This window comes from Cytobacillus sp. IB215316, assembly GCF_033963865.1.
Lineage (GTDB): Bacteria > Bacillota > Bacilli > Bacillales > SM2101 > Nanhaiella > Nanhaiella sioensis.
The window spans coordinates 42,911-60,037 of the sequence record NZ_JAXBMC010000014.1; the positions used below are offsets into that span (position 1 = coordinate 42,911).

General features: G+C 32.4%; 16 protein-coding genes. 4 read left to right on the plus strand and 12 right to left on the minus strand.

Annotated features, from left to right (window positions below; all coding sequences use genetic code 11):
• The first annotated feature begins 154 nt into the window (after positions 1 to 154).
• On the plus strand, positions 155 to 607 hold the full coding sequence (locus tag SLH48_RS18090; protein ID WP_320259288.1) for a GNAT family N-acetyltransferase: 453 nt from the start codon (positions 155 to 157) through the stop codon (positions 605 to 607).
• A 420-nt stretch (positions 608 to 1,027) separates the two neighbouring features.
• On the opposite strand, the gene SLH48_RS18095 is transcribed toward SLH48_RS18090, so the two are convergent.
• The 5 genes from SLH48_RS18095 to SLH48_RS18115 all read right to left on the minus strand — a co-directional run bounded on the left by SLH48_RS18095 (position 1,028) and on the right by SLH48_RS18115 (position 6,751).
• Complete coding sequence (locus tag SLH48_RS18095; protein WP_320259289.1) at positions 1,028 to 1,564, minus strand: AAA family ATPase; 537 nt, start codon at positions 1,562 to 1,564, stop codon at positions 1,028 to 1,030.
• A gap of 149 nt (positions 1,565 to 1,713) precedes the next feature.
• Complete coding sequence (locus SLH48_RS18100) at positions 1,714 to 2,400, minus strand: aminoglycoside phosphotransferase family protein (protein WP_320259290.1); 687 nt, start codon at positions 2,398 to 2,400, stop codon at positions 1,714 to 1,716.
• Complete coding sequence (locus tag SLH48_RS18105) at positions 2,397 to 2,522, minus strand: hypothetical protein (protein ID WP_320259291.1); 126 nt, start codon at positions 2,520 to 2,522, stop codon at positions 2,397 to 2,399. Before SLH48_RS18105 ends, SLH48_RS18100 begins: the two co-directional genes overlap by 4 nt.
• Before the next feature lie 886 nt (positions 2,523 to 3,408).
• Positions 3,409 to 5,541 (minus strand): S-layer homology domain-containing protein, encoded by a 2,133-nt coding sequence (locus SLH48_RS18110; RefSeq protein WP_320259292.1) that lies wholly within the window; start codon positions 5,539 to 5,541, stop codon positions 3,409 to 3,411.
• Positions 5,542 to 6,226: 685 nt separating this feature from the next.
• Entirely contained in the window at positions 6,227 to 6,751 is a 525-nt protein-coding gene (locus tag SLH48_RS18115; RefSeq protein WP_320259293.1) for a GNAT family N-acetyltransferase, read from the minus strand.
• A 562-nt stretch (positions 6,752 to 7,313) separates the two neighbouring features.
• Here SLH48_RS18115 and SLH48_RS18120 point away from each other — a divergent pair.
• A complete protein-coding gene (locus SLH48_RS18120) occupies positions 7,314 to 7,787 on the plus strand; it encodes a hypothetical protein (protein WP_320259294.1) in 474 nt (157 codons plus the stop codon).
• Positions 7,788 to 8,462: 675 nt separating this feature from the next.
• On the opposite strand, the gene SLH48_RS18125 is transcribed toward SLH48_RS18120, so the two are convergent.
• The 3 genes from SLH48_RS18125 to SLH48_RS18135 all read right to left on the minus strand — a co-directional run bounded on the left by SLH48_RS18125 (position 8,463) and on the right by SLH48_RS18135 (position 11,506).
• Positions 8,463 to 9,680 (minus strand): hypothetical protein, encoded by a 1,218-nt coding sequence (locus tag SLH48_RS18125; RefSeq protein WP_320259295.1) that lies wholly within the window; start codon positions 9,678 to 9,680, stop codon positions 8,463 to 8,465.
• On the minus strand, positions 9,677 to 10,549 hold the full coding sequence (locus SLH48_RS18130) for an ABC transporter ATP-binding protein (RefSeq protein ID WP_320259296.1): 873 nt from the start codon (positions 10,547 to 10,549) through the stop codon (positions 9,677 to 9,679). The genes SLH48_RS18125 and SLH48_RS18130 overlap by 4 nt, the downstream gene beginning before the upstream one ends.
• An 813-nt stretch (positions 10,550 to 11,362) precedes the next feature.
• Positions 11,363 to 11,506, minus strand: a complete 144-nt coding sequence (locus SLH48_RS18135) for a hypothetical protein (RefSeq protein ID WP_320259297.1) — start codon at positions 11,504 to 11,506, stop codon at positions 11,363 to 11,365.
• Positions 11,507 to 12,317: 811 nt separating this feature from the next.
• On the opposite strand from SLH48_RS18135, the gene SLH48_RS18140 reads away from it, so the two are divergent.
• Positions 12,318 to 12,956 (plus strand): hypothetical protein, encoded by a 639-nt coding sequence (locus SLH48_RS18140; RefSeq protein ID WP_320259298.1) that lies wholly within the window; start codon positions 12,318 to 12,320, stop codon positions 12,954 to 12,956.
• A 413-nt stretch (positions 12,957 to 13,369) separates the two neighbouring features.
• Here SLH48_RS18140 and SLH48_RS18145 read toward each other — a convergent pair whose 3' ends face one another.
• From SLH48_RS18145 to SLH48_RS18160, 4 genes are all read right to left on the minus strand, one after another.
• A complete protein-coding gene (locus tag SLH48_RS18145; protein WP_320259299.1) occupies positions 13,370 to 13,792 on the minus strand; it encodes a hypothetical protein in 423 nt (140 codons plus the stop codon).
• 318 nt (positions 13,793 to 14,110) lie between these two features.
• Complete coding sequence (locus SLH48_RS18150) at positions 14,111 to 15,385, minus strand: hypothetical protein (RefSeq protein ID WP_320259300.1); 1,275 nt, start codon at positions 15,383 to 15,385, stop codon at positions 14,111 to 14,113.
• Between the two features lie 250 nt (positions 15,386 to 15,635).
• Positions 15,636 to 15,878, minus strand: coding sequence for a hypothetical protein (locus SLH48_RS18155; RefSeq protein WP_320259301.1), 243 nt, complete (start codon positions 15,876 to 15,878; stop codon positions 15,636 to 15,638).
• Positions 15,879 to 16,118: 240 nt separating this feature from the next.
• Positions 16,119 to 16,319, minus strand: a complete 201-nt coding sequence (locus SLH48_RS18160; protein WP_320259302.1) for a hypothetical protein — start codon at positions 16,317 to 16,319, stop codon at positions 16,119 to 16,121.
• Positions 16,320 to 16,585: 266 nt separating this feature from the next.
• Between SLH48_RS18160 and SLH48_RS18165 the strand changes: the two genes are divergently transcribed.
• Positions 16,586 to 16,732: an NUDIX hydrolase gene (locus tag SLH48_RS18165; RefSeq protein WP_320259303.1), complete on the plus strand. Its 147-nt coding sequence runs from the start codon at positions 16,586 to 16,588 to the stop codon at positions 16,730 to 16,732.
• The last annotated feature ends 395 nt before the right edge of the window (positions 16,733 to 17,127 follow it).

A 17,127-nucleotide genomic window follows, 5' to 3' on the forward strand; every position in this document is an offset into this window, starting at 1 on the left:
GAGAATTGGAATATTAGGGAAATAAATAAAAGATAGAGGGAACACTATCAAAGTGTCAGGCTTTTGTATATAAATAGAAACCAATTATGCATCTTCAAAGCATTTTATTAGTCTATGATAAAACACAAACAATTTACAGTAAGGAGATAATAATATGAATAGAAGTAAGTGGATCATAAGAAAAGCTAAGGCTGTCGATGCAAAAGGTCTAAAAAGCTGTATGGATGCAGCTTATTCAGTGTATTTGAATAGATTCACAGAAAAACTTCCACCCATGGTTGTTGATTATGAAGAGGAGATAGCAGCATTTCCGGTATGGGTAGCTGAATCCAATAATGAGGTAATTGGTGGCTTGGTTTTAATGTTTGAAGATGAATATGCTACTATAGCGAATGTGGCGGTACGCCCTAACTTTCAGGGAAAAGGTTTAGGACGAAGCCTCTTGGAATTCGCTGAATCAGAAGCAAAAAGCAGAGGCTATATGGAAATACGGTTAGCAACACATGTATTATTGACCGAGAATGTTTCTTACTACCTTTATTTAGGATGGGCTGAGTATAATCGTGATGATAACCGTGTTTACATGAAAAAATATATCAAAAGTTAATGCTCTTTTCGTAAAACTTTGTTGCTATTTTTATGAAAATGGACATAAGATTTTTATGCAACCTTAATAATTGTAAAAGTAGCAAAGATACCACGAACGCTATGTTTATACTTGTTGATATTGAAAAGCAATAATCGTAATCAATGCGAAAACAGCCCAAGTTAAGGAGCATCACCATTTAAGTAACGTACCTTAACCTAATAAGTGAATACATTTTTCGTCTACAATATAGTATTTAAATCCTATATAACCCCGCTCTAAGGTTTTGTCGGGGTTATATGTATTTGTATAAAGTAGGAAGAACTGTTTTATGACTCTAAAAAATGCACAAAAAAATTATTTACAATTAGATTTAATAGATAATTGCGGAATATTGTTGAGGAATACTCATATTTCTACTGAAGAAAAGCATCTTTTAATTTAGTTAGATTTTAGATAATCATATACAAGATTAACTCGTTCATTGACTGAACAATCTCCCTCAATTTTTAATATTGGACAAGATAATTCTGCCATCCAATGTTCATGTAAAGTTTTACTTCTAACTTCTAGTCCTGCGCTATCATATAAAGAAGCCCATTCTAAGAATGTTTTGGATTGTTCATATTTACTCCCACCAGCTGATATCTCATTTCCATATCTCTGAAACTCTCTTTTCTTAAGTCTTTCAAGCCTTATATCTTGCGGGATCCATATAAATATTACGAGATCAAAATAGTTTATAAACATATCTCCCCAACCACACACAGCACCTGATAGAATCCAGCTTTCATTTTGCGATAGATCTTTCTGAAGCATCCTTCTTCTTTCAGGAACTTGCCTTTGTTTTGTGAACTTGGTTTTCCAAAAGTAATCATCTGTATCAAGGTGTATATGTGGTAAAACTTTTGATAATGAAGAACCAAGTGTCGAAGTTCCTGACCCAGAAGCTCCCAAAATATGAATTTTTCTTTTCATGATTTATCCTCTATTCCTTTATGTAAATTTACCTACTTTTCTTTATTTAAGGTGAAATAAGCGACTATATTTGATCCAGAAAAGCGCTAGTTTGTGGGATAACATTTTCAGTTTCTCGTTTAGTAGCTAAATTTATAGTCAAACCAAATTTACAATATTTTAAGTTGGTTTTTTATATATTTTAATAGTGCACTTTTCTCCTCCATAGGAAGCCTTTCTACTAATCGCGCTGCTGCCACTGGAAGAAACCACTGTTCAATTTGCTCGATTGTCATATTTGACTTGTGAAGATAACGATTTGTGTATTCGTCTAATAATGTGCAACGAACTCTGTTAAAACTTTCTCTGATCCTTTCGGGTATACTGTCTGGTATAATGCCAAATGTAAGGATTAATATAGTACGAGCTACATCGGCTGCCTGATTTCCTCTCATGGCAGTCATCCAATCAATAATTACTAGTCCATTTGATGAAGTGATGACATTGCCAGGATGAAAGTCACCATGGCAAAGGAAATTTCCATCAGGAAGTTTGTGTAAATAATCTATTATTTGCTCTTTCATTATATTTGACAATATGTTTGATTGTTGAATATTTCGCTCATATATCAACTTTTGCGAGGGAGCTTCTTCAGAAATTGTTGTATTATGTATATCAACATGTAGATCGCTAATAGTTTGAGCAGTTTCTTTATCCATTGAAGGATTGGATAAGACTTGTTCAAGTAATGAAGGACCCTCTATATATTCATACACAATGCCATAGAGATTATCGATTTGAATAATTTTAAATACTTTTGGAATAGATAACTTCGTCGGTTGTATAATACGATTCATTGAAAATCTCGTTCAATCATTTCAAGCGGAATATCATTCTTAAACAGCTTTATAACTTGGTTGCCTCCTAGAGAATATATATCAGCAATGTTTCCATGCCCAATTAGTTTGCCTTTTATCATCCATTCTACCCCATTATCATTTCTAAAATTTGTTTATTACTGACTTTTATATGCGTTGATCTATTATTGTTACAATCCAATATTTTGGTGTTATCGGTTGACTAGTATTATGTAAAATATTGCAACATATTATCACTTTTGTTGATAAAATAACAAATTAGAGTAAGAAAACAAATATAGAGTTAAAAAGCTAAGGTACTCTTGTTAAAACACCGATTTTTGTGCTACAGACCTAGTAAAGAACCACAAATTAAACGATAAAATTCACATTAGTTTATTAATTACAGCTATTCTTCCACAACATTGAACTTCATCTAAAATTAATTCTCTATGAAATATAAAGTTTCCTTCTTATATAAGTTTGTAGAAATAAAAATGTATCTATGGGATATGGGAATACTGTTAATGAGACACTCTGATGTCTATACAAAAAATCTACCGTTTAATTCCCAGTTTTTAAATACTTATAACCCAGTACAAATTATTAAGACTGAGTCAAAAATAGTTGTTTCATTTTAGAACAAAGCTTCTTCACGATGAGTTAAAACTATAGCCTTCCTCAATTAAAACCACATAAGTTGATATTGATCTAATCATTTTCAATTTAACAATAAAAAAATACGCATATCTTAATTTCATATTTGCTCCATAATGTTAAGAACTATCTAACTCGATATAGGGGGGATTTGTGAGGCTTCAACCCATACGAGATTAAAAGATCTTCCATAAATAATCCTTGACTGGTAGAAGCATCTGCTTGCTTTCCTGGCAAGGTTATCTGACGATTCAAGGAGCTTACTGCCTGTTTCTATTAGGTGTGACATAAATAAAGAATAGTTGAGCAAAAAAAGATTTGCTCAATCTATCCCTAATTTAAAATCTCTAATTAAAAAGGCAAAATAAACATTTGCACCCAATATGTAGAGTATTCATTATCTTCATTTCCTTCTATATACCCAATTCCAATTTCGGTAAATGCAGGACGTAAAATGTTCTCTCTATGGCCCTCGCTATTCATCCAGCCTTCAACTACATCTTCTGGAGTAGTGTGACCTGCAGCAATATTTTCTCCTGACATACGATAATTAACACCGAAATCTATTAACATATCACCTGGTTCACCGTAAGTTGGTGAGACATGATCGAAATAATTATTATCGCGCATATCTTTAGCCTTAATCTGCGCCACATCAGTCACCTCATCAGATAATGTGAGAGGATCTAGTCCTTCAGCTTCTCGCTCTATATTAACTAGATTCACAACTTCATTGACAAATTCAGCTCTTACCTCATCGCTATCGTCATCTCCTGGATCCTGGGTACCATCGTCTCCCGAATTCTGGGTATCATCATCTCCTGGATTCTGAGTGTCGTCATCTCCTGGGTCCTGGGTATCATCATCTCCTGGATCCTGGGTATCACCATTTCCTGGATCTTCTGTATCGTCGTCTCCTGGATTCTGGGTATCGTTATCTCCTGGATTCTGACTATCGTCATCTCTTGGATTCTGACTATCGTCATCTCTTGGATTCTGACTATCGTCATCTCTTGGATTCTGACTATCGTCATCTCTTGGATTCTGACTATCGTCATCTCTTGGATTCTGACTATCGTCATCTCTTGGATTCTGACTATCGTCATCTCCTGAATTCTGACTATCGTCATCTCCTGAATTCTGACTATCGCCATCTCCTGAATTCTGACTATCGTCATCTCCTGAATTCTGGGTTTCATTTTCTTCAGTTATTAATATATCATTGTCAACTTCGACTTTAACATCTTGAGGAGACATTTGATAATCGTTAAAGTCTTCAATGTTTGATATTTTTAGTTCAAAATCTTTGGTATTTAACCTTTCTGATAATTCTAAAATTACTGTGTTTGTTGCATGGTTAGGTGTTGCTTTTGCGGTTATTTTTTTGCCATCAATCGTAATTTCCGATAATGCAGAGTAGTTAGATTGTGAGAATGAAACAGGCTCATTGAAAGAAAGTTCAATTTGCTTAGCATTTAATACTTTTACATCTAACAACTCTGGAATGGTAACATCTCTGACTGTTAATTCTTGTTCATATTCAACATTGTTGTTATCAACCGTTTTTATACCGTCAAGTACAACAGTAACATCGTCACTAAATTCTAATTCTCCAGTTTCAAGTATGACCGCTACCTTGTTACCATCTACAACTGTGAGTTCCACAATCTTTAATTCTTTGTTAGCCTCATTTAATACTTTTACAGTTGAATTTGTTAAGGATCCTATGTTTATATCCTCATTGAACGAAATTTCAATCTTTTTTAGGTTATCCGCACTTACACTTGCTACATATGAATGAGATTGACCTTCTTCTTTTGTTGGGTCGACTTCTTCATCAACTTGACCAACTTCTTGATTAAATGCACGATATAAGAATCCTGCGAAGTTCGAACGGGTAACACTACCGTTTCCATCGTAAGTGCCGTCACTCTTTCCAATTGTTACTCCATTTTGGAATAAGATTGCTACATTACCTCTATGAGATTCATTAATTTGTTGAAGATCTGATAGTGTGACTTCTACTTCAACATTTGCTGATAAACCAAATGCTCGAACAAGGATCGTAGCCATTTGTGCTCTAGTTAATGTATCTCCAGCATTAAATTTACCATTGCTTCCAATGAATATTCCAGCTGATCTAACTGCAGCAACAGCTTCTTTCAATTCTTTGTCATTTGAACTGGACACATCTTCGAAAGAATCAAGTTCTTCTGGCACCTCTAAGTTAAGTATGTTTTTGAATAATTTTGCTGCTTGACCACGAGTTAATTCAACATGTGGTTTAAAAGTTCCGTCTTCGTAACCTTTGATGACACCTTTTTCTACAAGATTTGTAATCTCATTATAAAATTGGTCATTGGGGCTTAAATCAGGAAAAATACTTTCAGCATTAGCATCTGCAGGGACGACTGCAGTTGCTACCAATGCAGCAGATATAGATCCCGCTAGGAACTTATAATAAGATCTTGAATTGATAGACATTTAATTTTCTCCTTTTCTATATTTTTTAATGATGACTATTGAGTTAAGAGAATATATGATAGGTTAGTAGCTAAGAGTAAATAATCTCAACAACTCAGTCACAAAATAATACAATACTTCTATCGGTTTTTATCGAGCTCTTTTAACGGGTAGAAAGTTTCGGTTTACACTTAGGAAATTTGCATCATATTAAATGCCAAGAGATAGTGAAGAATGACAAAAACACTCTGCAGGAAGAATAGCGGAAAGAAAATCATTCATGGGGGAATCCTAATTAAGATCTTTTAACAGTTTATTTTTTTGTACAACAATATCCATTATAGTTACTAAAATTTCAATAATATAGTTCAAGCATATAGAAAGACGCTTTTCTAATTTGTTGCCGAGAAGCGCCATTTCATATAACCTACTTTGTATTTTACAAACATTCGTCAAGAATATCTTTATTTGCAAATTCGAAAGACTGATTGCCTAGTACTTTCTTTATTCAGAAGCATGCTGATGATTTAGTTAGGTTGTTTTCGCATTGATTGTTGCTTTTCATAATAAGAGCTAGCACGAACCACTAGAGTTCGTGGCAACTTTTCTACTGTACAACGATGATTAACAATATAAAAAACCACTTTTTTGGTATTAAATTGATAACAATAGCAACAATATTTACGAAAAGAGCCATACATTAAAATTAATTTATCCATTTCTCCATGCGGATATCATTCCACATTTTTTCTTGCCAATATGTGAAATCTTTAATACGACCTATTTCATTGTAGCCCAGTTTCTGATACAGTTTCAATGCCTGTTTATTAAATTCAAATACTCCTAATTCAATACGCCTAAGACCTTCCTCCCTAATTTTATCCTCTAAAAATTTTATCGCTTCATATCCAATCCCTTTACCCCGTCCTTCGGACTCACCAATTGTAATCCCTACCCAAGCAGTACCCGACTCTTTTTTGTAAAGGTGGGCAGGGTCGACCATATAGTTCATTTCGCCGATTAACAGATCATCCTGATATATCAGATAGATTTGTTCGTGTTCTAACCGTTGAATTATGTTTTCTATAGTTATACTACTCTGACTTTCCAATTCGAACTTGTTTTGATTAGGGCGAGTCAATGGAACCAAAGTAGGATCGTTTCCCCACCGATTAAACACTTCTACTAAGCTATTATTAGGTTCAGTTAACTTGATGAAATAAGTTTTCACTAGCACACCTCTATTCTTCAACACTATTGTAGAATTAAGTATATCAAATCCAGAACAACGCGTTCAAAAATTTCGTTTTTAAAATTTAGATATTTTGTTAGTAAAATAGGTATATCGTATTATACCTCGTTGTTCCATAATCTGAACAGAAGGTAAAAAGGTTGCTAAACTTTAAATAACTCTCCCTCCCAAACACCTAAATCTTTTCCTTAAGCTGTTTTCGCATTAATTGTTATTATCGAATTAATAAATACACCGTACAACTAAAGTTCGTGGCATCTTTTCTTCTAAACAACGCTGACCAACAACATAAAGCCATTTTTTGGTACTAAAATGTAACATTAGCAACAATGTTTACGAACAGAGCCTTTCCTTAAAAAGAACAAGTGCGAATAGTGAAATGGTATTAAATCCTTATGTTATTGTTACACAATAATTGAGAAAGAAAATTGTCAAGAGATATACTTCCTTTCAATAATTAAATAGGATATTTCAATAGCATCAAACTAAGTTCTTAAATGGACTTTTTTGTATATAATAAAGATGAAAATGGAGGTAACCTATGAAAAAAGTTTTATTAATGTTAGTTTTCCCTCTATTAACAGTAGGATGTAATAATACGCTAAGTTCTACAAAAGAGGTCATTACTATTGCTATAATAGGTGAAATTCCCACTAATGGTGGAGAAGGATATCACTCAACAACCTTTATTACTTACGAAGAAGATATTAAATCAGAATTTGATGCTGTTTGGATTACTGATGAAACTAAGTTAACAAACAAGCAATTTGATTCTCTTATATCACTAATTATGAAGGAAAAGGAAGTTTATTTTATTAACAGTCTACCTTCTGAATCAACGATAAAAAACTTAGGACATAACGATAACATAGAAGAGGGGCATAACCAACATGAAATAATGTATTTCTGGTTTGATCAAGAAATACATTTAGGGTATGTAATCTTAGATGAAGACATTTCCGAAACAAGAAAATTTGAAATACTACTAGATATTGCTAGGGACAAGAAAGATTAATAGTGACTTGGAAGATTGGTAGAGGTTATGTAACATCTACTTTTAAAGGAAAAAATAATAAAAAACAGTAAAAATTTCTTTCAAGATTACTACTGAGATTCTTTAATCTTAGCTCGGATGAATAAGAATTATAGTGTAGTGAAAGTCTATCTGGTTCCTGTTGGTTTATGCGTCCTATTCTGTTTATCATTGTTTTCAGTTTCAATGAAATATGCTTCCATGCAGTTTTGTGAGTGTACCTGCTTAATTTCTGTTAAATCTGGATCTTCAAAATCTAATTGCACAGCAACTCATACTTTGCGTCCTTGCAGTGTTAGACAATTAACCATAAAGTATCCATCATTGTACCAAGAAATAGCATTATTTGATGCATTTTTTCTATATGACAACTACTTAAGCAACACCAGCATTGAATCCCTCCACTCTACTTTAAGGGCTTATACTCTCATCTTTGAGCGTATCTAATAATCCAATAGGAGGGAAAAAATTTCATCTAATAGATCATATCATTCGACTTCAGGAAAATTAAACTACCTGCCCCTTTTTGAATATTGGGAACAGGTAGCGTAAAATTTTCAATTATTTCTAATTAATAGGTATATCAAGCCTATCTTTATACTTTATTCATTGTTAATAGAGATATAGATAAAATCAGTGTATTTTTTTCTTGCATTATTATAAGATCTGTTTCTTTTTAATCGTTTTGTATATAGCTAGGATAAACATAACACCTAGTAGCACAATGATTGGATAATGTACATACGGATCTAGAACTGGTACACCAAATAAATTGTACGCATGAAATTCACTTGTGAATTCTGGAACCGAAAGGAAGTTTATAAAGCTAAACTGTTGCACAAACTTCCATAATCCTATATTTAATGGAACGATTGGTAACGAAAAGATTGTCGCGCTAATGATGAATGAAACCAATATATTTTTAGACAAAGCTGACACGATTAGTACGAAAGCCATAAAAATTAATGCTACTAGAAACATCACAACCAAGTGTATAAGAATATAGCTGAATCCAGTTAGATGATAAGGTGATAAAGCATATCCTTCGGAATGGAAAATCCCTAGTAACTGTATAGGTAAATCCCAACCATTAATACCATACATATATATATTTAATAGTATACTAAGTGTAGACAAGCCTACCGTTACGATCGATACATAAATTATAGAAGCTACTATTTTTGCCTTAACACCAGTTCCGCGCCCATATCTTGAACTATAAATGAGCTGATCCATTCTTGTAGAGCCTTCATTCACAAAAATAGACGATAAGCCTATTAAAATGGTAATACCTAACATTATAGGAACGAAAGCTTTAAAAGTCGTAATAGTGCTCCTAGCTCCTTCACCATACGTAAAAGTTTCAACATCCAGCTTGTCTATCATTTTCTTTTCAAGTAAGGCATTTTTATAAGACGCATCATTCTCGTCTGAAGATTTCAAGGGTCTATTAAGCCCATTGATATTGTCCTCAATATCATTAACAAACCTTTTAGTACCTGCTATTTGATCTACTATAAAGTATTCAGCAGCTTCTTCGGGAGATATACCTAGTTCCTTCATTGGATCTATTTTTTCATCATCCCATATTTCTGGATTATTTTCCCATATTTTTGTATATTTTTCATATATAGATTTACTTACATTTTGAGCCTTCTCCACTTTTTCTTGGGTTAACTCTCCCTCCCATTTTTCTAAAACCGGTTCCATGTCATCTTGGAGGTCAGCTACTTGATATCCTTGCGCTGGAAAAGGGATAATAACTTCGCTTATTACGATTCTAGCAGTTAGAAGAGCCGTCACAAGTAACAGTGCGACCCATAAGCTCTTTTGCCTAAATATTTTAAATAACTCTAATTTCACTAATTGTTTCATTGTGCGACCTCCTGATCAAAATAGTATAAGTATAAATCTTCTAAATTAGGTGTTGCTTCAATGGCTCTTTCATCAGGTTTGTTTTCAGAAATAATTCTAAGAGCTACTTCATTTTGATTATTAATAATATTACTCACCTTATACTTATTTTGAAAATCTATTACCTCTTGCTCTGACACATTAACTGTCCAAATAAACCCTCTTATTTTCTCTAGCAATTCTTTAGGCTTATCCTTTTGAATGAGCTGACCAGCTTTAAACACTATAATTTCTTTTGCAATAAACTCAATATCTGAAACGATGTGTGTTGATAACAGAACGATTCGATCCTTTGAAATAGAAGACAGTAGATTTCGAAATCTAATACGTTCTTTCGGATCGAGCCCTGCAGTTGGTTCATCAACGATTAACACCTTTGGATTATTTAATAATGCTTGGGCAATTCCTAGTCTTTGCTTCATCCCACCAGAAAACTTCCCTATTTTTCTCTTCCTATGTTCTGTTAAGTTAACAATTTCTAATAAATCATCGATTTTCTTCTTAGCAGTTTTTTGTTCTATTCCTTTTAATGCTGAGATATACAATAAATACTTTTCAGCAGAAAAGGTTTTGTATAAGCCAATGTCTTGAGGTAAATAACCGAGAATATCACGATACTCGTCACCCAACACCTCGACATCCTTGCCATCAAATAAAATACGCCCAGAAGTTGGGTTTATCAATGTTACGAGCATGCGCATTAATGTTGTTTTACCTGCACCATTTGCACCTAAAAATCCGTAAACACCCGCAGTTAATTCAAATGAAACATCATTAACTGCCAGTTTATCTCCAAACTGTTTCGTCACATTTTCAATTGTTAAATTCAAGAAAACCACCTCTTTTTTTTTTTGATAAACAAAGAATTTAATAGAATAATAGCAAGTATATAAAAAATAATTGGAGTAAATCGAATACATAATTTATACCTATCATCATGCAAGAATCAATATCGTATTAAACCAAAAGGTTGATGATTTTTAGACTCCATTTTCCTCACCCCTTTTTGAGTCTTCCCAGCCACTATTTCACTTTTCGTTATCCAATTTGCTATCTACAGTCCATTTGCAAAATCACTCTTAATTTGTGGTACAACTTAAATATACTTTTCTAAAATGACTCTTCAGTGACTCTAAAATGACAATTTAGTCATTTAAGATAATAAAACTTAATTAGTAGTATTCTCCTTGCACACTTTGGAAAAAGGATTTCCCTGTGACTAGTTTTAAAGATTTGGTTGTATAGGATAATTGAAGCAATTAGAGAAAATTGACTTATTTTGATGGAGAGATGGGGCGTATACCTCTGTGAAGAAAAGCGAAAATAGGAGCTATTATTAATAAAGTACACCATCACAAAAAGGCTTGACTGAGCATGATTGAATTGATCAGTTAAGCCTTAAATATATATTGAACTAACATACATAATGAATAAATTACGTTGTAGTTTACAAGGTGTTATATATTTGATCTTTTATACACTGTTTGTTTTTATGTACATGGTTTTACCTATTAAAATGGTTCAATACAAATAATACTAATGTTATTATGTAGCAACCCGCAAGTTTTGGATTTTTAATTTAGTTACTAAACATTGCCATGTCATTTATTTATGCTCTACCTCTGTTAGTAATATTTATTTTATTATGAGTTAACAGTGTCATTGATAAATATTGTTATATTCTTTCCAAAAGAGATTCTGTTGATTTCGTAAATTGAATTTCCTGCCCTGTTATAAGGTAGAGCTAAATCTCCAAGTTTTAGCGCACTGTTAATCCTTTCTTTCATTTTCCTCCCTTTTCATACGTTGTCCACCTCAGTCTTGAAGAAAAAGTAACAGGTTATAAAAAAAAGACATCCTGCTTACGAAAGCTTTAATATCTCACAGAATAATTAAGCAATTTAGATGCTAAAATGTATGAAACTAAAATAAGATGAAGCATGATGTTGGCTTGTGGTGATTTAGGGAGCAGCAGCCTCATTCTTCTGTATCAAAAAAAAGGAAAACGCCGTTCGTCAAGAGCGTTTTCCAAAAAGAGATGTATATGAGATCCAACTCTAGGAATTGAATTCCTGATATCATTGTACCAAAATAATGATTATTGTGATTTCAGCATAAGAAGCGATTTCAAGAGATTATTATACTAAATTCTATTGAATACTCTCTATTTTAACACTACATATAAATATATTTATTTAAATAATAAATATTCCTTCGAATGACAAATTGAATGGACATTTATCATTGAAGACAAAGTGCTTATATATCTAGACCACTATGACTCTTTTTCTATACTACTAAAGTTCGTTAACTTAAATAACCTCGCCTTATACTTTAATTTAAATATAGCAATGGAGTTATTTAGAAATATAGATCTAGTTTTTAGCATGCTATATTTGAACCTTATCATGCTTTCTATAGTTACAATTAAATGTATTTCTAAGATAATGATAGGACAACTGAGAAAATGAGTAATGTAAACGTTTCATCAAAAAAATATAACACTTTATGTAATTTTACATTTATTCCAAAATAATCTAAGTTAAAATATGTAAACTACAATACCGGTAGTAGTTAAAAACTTTAGGAGGGCTTATGTTGAAATCTAGTATTAAGAAAACCAGTATTCTAGCAGCAGTAATTCTTTTATTTTCTAATCTTGTAATACACCACTCCTTCGCAGAATCAACAATACGTGAAAATCATATTGAGTTATCGACCTCTATAAAAGAAGAACCATCAGAAATCGCACTAACCTGGGAAAGTAATACGTTAGATATAGATCACTACAATATTTATTCAAGTACTCACTCGGATTTCAAACCTGGTGATGCTGGTACACTCCTAGCAGAAGTTTCATCAACAACTGATTTCACTGACTCAAATGGCATTTATGCTAATGAAACTAAATACTATTATGTGACAGCAGTAGATGAAGAAGGCAATGAATTGGCATTATCTAATATGGAATCAATTATTGCTGATGATTATACTAATTACGGATATGAGGATATTCGTTGGAGTAGAGCTAACCCTAATGCTGGAGCAATTTGGTTAAATCAAGGTTTTATATCTGATTATGTAATCATTCACTATACAATAAATGGTCAACAATATGAGGAACACATGAAGCATACAAGTAACGGCTCATGGATGATGGAATTTGATGACCTTCGAGCTGTAGAAAACTTCAGCTTCACGTATCAAATACTAGGGTTTCAATATGACTCCGAATAATTAAATGTACACTTAGAGATCGAGTTATTATTTTCTCGATCTCTTTTTAAGCGGTTTATTATTAAATATTGTTATTAACGTCATTCAACTAACAAACACAGCAGTATACAGTTATAGTTATATCTTATTTTAATAAATCATTCTTTTTTCTCGACTTCCCAGTACAATTACTAAATACAAGGGTTAAATTGCATTGCAGATTCTTTTTTAAAAAATATATCTATCAACTGTAATCGGATAATTTTATTGAAAGGCTTATCGCTCCTATAACTTTGCTTGTTAACATTTTTAACCGTTCTAGACAGATACGTTGTGCAAGTTTTTATGACTGTATAGATCTCGGTATGTATTAAACTAAATTGGAATTGAAATTAAGGGGGAGGTATTTGAAGATTAAAAAAATATCTTACTAGTTAGTATTTTGGATTACGTAATTTACGAATAAACAAAGAGATGTGATAAAAAACAATTGATGAAAAAAGACAGAAGAAAATCAATGGCAAATAGTTAATCATGTCGTTAACTGAAATAAATAAAAAGAGCATATTCCCAACTATACCACCAGCCAACGTATAAAGCCCAATATTATAAAAGTAATTATCAACTGTAGACCTAATTAATTTTATTTCATTAATTTTCTCAATAATGATAGATACTGGAACTCCAATAATAATAAGCAAAGGAGTTATGTAAATCAAGTAAAGGCTCACTAAACCTGAAAAAGAAGCATAACTTGAATTTGATAACCTTTCTAATTGTGGAGTATAACTATAGATTGCTAGAATTAGACTTATTACAATAGCTGAAAAAACTGATACTAAGAATTTTTGTAACATACTCATCCCTCCATTACAATTTAATGAGTGAGGTTGTTTCAAATATTTCTTGTTAAGCTCTACCTTATTTTACATCAAAACTGTGCGGGATACATACCAAGGCTCTTATCGTAAGCTTCATTGTAATTTTTACTACAAAAGGAGTTTTTGCAAACCCTCTTACTTTTAACATAGAAAAGGTCCGCTAATTTTACAGTGGTTATATTTTAGAACGAAACAACAATCACTACGACAAAAACTTGTATCAATAATTAAGAAGTCTGCATTTTACTTTTTATTTTTACTTTACCAAACATAGAGATACTATGTTAAAGGTTATTAAAAGTTTGATTTACTCCATTTTTTATTAACAAATAGTGGAGCAAGCCGTTCAATGCCTTTACTCGCGGCTTTGTACACTGTTTCCCAAGAAGAGCTGTTGCTTCTTTTTAAATATACCTCATGATGAGGAGCTTGGTCATGTTCTCCAGAAAGTTTGTAGTTCCCATTACTATAAAATTCACCCACTAATTCATAATTTACATCTAGAGAAGCTACTAATGGATTACCAACAGCGTGATCTACATCAAATTTTATTTTAGCTGAATCTATATCAACATTAATTAATACTATTCCAGCTTCAGATGCTGTATCACTATCAAGGAGTTTTTTATTTACATCGTATCCATGAGTTGTACCAACGTACCTTTCTAACGTAACTGATTCAGCTGCTGAACAAAAGCAAATATTTACATGTGTTCTTGTTCTGTAACTTAAACTAGTAGCACTATACCCTCTGTTATCACCAGAAAACCATTTGTATTTTGAAAGCCCGTTTGGATTCTTAACCCATTTATCTTTAAGAAAGGTCGTATACCTTAATTCCCATCGCTTAGTCATGTCTTGGTCTTTGACAGCTTTACTTTCTCCAACAAGGTGATTTCTTATAGCACCAACGTGTTTACTTATTTCAAATTCTTCTATATACAATTCTTCTTTTTGTTTGTTCTGAAGCCTATTGTTATTTATACCTTTGTCTATTTTATCTCTTTTATCCTTTTTGACTTTTCTTGCGCCAACAATTTTATATGTGTACTCTTCATCTAAGGTAATATTATGATCTGTAAATTCACTTTTCATTACTGTAGTAAGGTGTTCATCATTTCTAAATATTTCATAGCTTGTTATGTTTTGAATATCTTCCCAATCAATCGCGATATATGAATTTTTTCCGATTGTTGTTACAACCATATCTCCCAATGAATCATCGATATTTTTGTCGGGCGGTTCTGTAGATGTTTGTATTTTTACAACATCCAATATTTTTCCTTTGGAATCTAAAGCTTCTATTATATATGTATATAAATATCCAGGTTTTAAGTTAGTATCAATAATTTCATTATCACTTCCAGTGTGTAATTTCACCCCATCTCTGTAAATATTATTAACATGTTCAGAGTCATGCCAATATATAGTAATTGAATTTATTGATTCAATAATACTCTCAACCTTTATAATATTATTAAATTTTTCTTGAGCTAGCATGTCGTCTTCTGAATAAGTAAGAGCTGGAAAAAAAACTAAAGCTGCAACAAATGCTATCATTTTTTCCATGTGCTATACCTCCATATGAATAGTAATCTCGTCAAAGTATAAAAAGCACCCGAATATGAGTGCTTTGAAATAAGGGAGAAAGCGAATGTCAGTCATTATATAAAAAACGATTGTAGTAACGATATTTTGTGTTGGATGCATGACAACTATACATTCTTTCACATAACATTGTGATCAATATAAAACCACAGCCAAAATGAAATTTAGTTACGTATTTTTTTGATACAAAGCTACTCCTTCATAAAAAAGGTTAATTATTGTCATTAATTAGTACAAATTCTTCTTCAAGCTGATCCCATTTTACAGTAACTTGTATTATTTCATTCTCTTGAACTTTTGCACCACCTTTTGAAGAACTAGCTGAAGTAAATATATGCTCAGTTGGTGGCTCAGTAAACGTTCTTCTACTATTATGACCTCCCGAAGATGTTGTATAGCTATATTCTAGAGACTCTATTTGTAAAATCTCATTAGGTTCTCCCATATACTCCAACATAAATTCTTCATTATCTTCATGATCATAAGTGAGCTGTCCCTTTTCAATTCCCCAAATTTGTGTACCAGCTGTAATAAATGTACCTTTCCAATATTCCCCTTCTCCGTTAAATTTGTATTCATATGTAATAATTTCTTACTTAGAACAAGATGTTAATACTACTAACATCATTGATAATGTCATACTTGTCTTTTTCAAATATTTTCCCCTCAACTTAGAGCAGCTTTATATTTATATTTAATGTAAATTATCGTATCCTGTATTTTTTCTTTCTTGGTCAAGATATTGTTCAGTATAGATTTGCTGAGAACTCGAAGCATTTCTTATTCCCTCTTCTGGTTCAATTCTTCTATTCTTTTTCTTAGCCCTATAATCAATAATAAAACCTAAGCATAGTAACCCACCAAATATACCTACGACAAATAACCATAAAGGCATCATTTCAACTCCTACCTTGTTTTAGTCTAATGTTGCGTTACGATACTGCTCCGCCATTTGTTAATGAAATAGCATTTTATATATGTAATACGGATGAGGTCATGTAAATGTTACAAAAATGGCCATAAAAGCATTGAAGAAGTAGTAATAATTCATTTATTCTTTTCACAAGGTTTGCTGATTTTGATAAGCAAAGGATTATACAGTACTTGTGTAGAATAGATAACTAGTAAAAATCTAACGAAGACTTACGACGGGGGAAAAACATGGCTTTCAATGATACTTTTAGATTTGGTTCTCATGCAATAATATTTAATTCGGAAGGTAATGTTCTCCTATTAAAGCGAACATATGGGAATAAAGGGTGGAGCTTACCAGGCGGGAGTGTTGAACCTGGAGAAACTATTCATTAAGCGTTATTTCGTGAATGTAGAGAAGAACTTGGAGTAGATGTTGAAGATGCTGTATTAACAGGAGTTTATTACCATAGTATAATCAATACCCAGGCTGCAATTTTCCGTTGTTCTATTCCACAGGATGCCAAGATTATACTCAGCACTTAGCACTCTGAACATAAATGGTTCCCTTTATCTGAGTTAAGCGAGATTCAACGAATACGAGTTACAGACACTTTGAACTTTCAAGGACATGTAGCTAGTCGTGCATTTTAATAATTAGTACTATTTATAGGCTGGGACATAAGTGGAAAACTAACTGGTTTTTATACATTACGCAAAAAAAACCGCACGAAATCAAGGTTTATAAATTTGATTTCGTGCGGTTTCTTCATTTTAATTGGGTTTTGTCC